The 1,400-nt window shown below is 33.7% G+C and carries 1 protein-coding gene; it reads left to right on the top strand.

The window, feature by feature from the left end; all coding sequences use genetic code 11:
- Nucleotides 1-731 precede the first annotated feature (731 nt).
- A partial coding sequence (locus E2E34_RS37670) for an amidase family protein (protein WP_167518452.1) occupies nt 732-1,400 on the top strand: 669 nt, incomplete at its 3' end.

Here is a 1,400-nt window from a genome sequence, read left to right as displayed (position 1 = left end):
GGATTACAAGAACTTACAACTTTTCGACCTTACGAGCGTATGAGGGATTATTCGCTTATTGGAACATAAGTCCGACATATGTCTCTTATCTAATAAGCGATATTTTTTTTTTTGTTGTATTTATCTGTTTATATTAAAAGTTTTGATTATTATTGATGATATATTGTATAATTACGTACTGCGAAATTTAGCTTGCTCTTATAAAAACAAATTCTCAGATAACTACTCAGATAATGTGGTCAGAGGCTTATAGGGATTTTGATGTTGGGATTTGTGTTCTAAAGTATGTGTATGTTGTAAAGTATATTCTTACAAATGACATGTCACCCAGTTTTTATATACACCAAGCTGATATCACAATATATATTTCTTATACGTTCGAAAAATTCATACACAGACCAGGTATTCGGGTTTAGAATTGACCCCATGTAACCAATATAAGTCAATATTCCTATTTAAACGTACGTTCCTTTGATAATATGCAATAACATTATACTCTGTGGTTGTAGCTTGACAAGATGTATTAGCAGAAAATGTACCTGACAAATGGCTTTCGGTTCATGAAATTACATTCCTAAATAGGTAAGGATTATCAAGAAAAACGATTGATAGGGTCTCACTAAGGAAGTTTGTTTTTCTCCTGTTTCTTATCAGTTTCAAAAACCTATAAAGTTAGTCCAAAAATCATGTTTTTATGGACACTTAAAATCCATTTAATTAATATTTTAATAATGTTAACAGATTCTTGGAAGGAGTTGTCATTACGGGCACAGCAAAATTTTCAATGCTCTCTCAATAGGACACTTGAATTATTTCCATTTGATACTCAGGAAGAGTTGGAAATGTACAACTCACTCCCCTCTGCTATAGGGTCTTCCGTTATTGACTTTGGGAAACCTGCCGTTTTCCCTATTATTGAATATTCTAAATGTTTACTGGATACCGACGCAAATGTTACGGAATGTGAGCCTACTAAGCTACTCGAAAAGATCAAAAAAAAAGAATATAGTTGCTATGACGTCTTGAAAAGTTATTTTCATGCTGCTTTGTTAGCATCTAAGTTAACAAACTGTGTGGCAGAGTTTTTGCCTGACGAAAGCTTGCAGAGAGCGAGATTCTTAGATGAAAATATCAATACCTTACTAGAATTACCATTACTTGGCTTGCCAATTTCTCTCAAAGAAATGATTCCTCTCGAAGGGCATTGTGTAACAAATGGCTCACTTTGTCACATGGATAGAATTGTTGACTACAATGCCGACATAGTGAATATATTGTTTAGAAATGGTGCAATTCCTTTTGTCAGGACAACAAACCCTCAATCATTAATGATGCTAGAATGCGAATCATTTATGCATGGTAGAACGGTAAACCCTTTCAATAGCAAACTATCTTCGGGT

The organism is Streptomyces albidochromogenes (assembly GCF_005981925.1).
GTDB classification, from domain to species: Bacteria; Actinomycetota; Actinomycetes; order Streptomycetales; family Streptomycetaceae; genus Streptomyces; species Streptomyces albidochromogenes.
The sequence above is the reverse complement of the archived record's forward strand: the minus strand, read 5'-3'. Positions and strand labels throughout refer to the sequence as shown.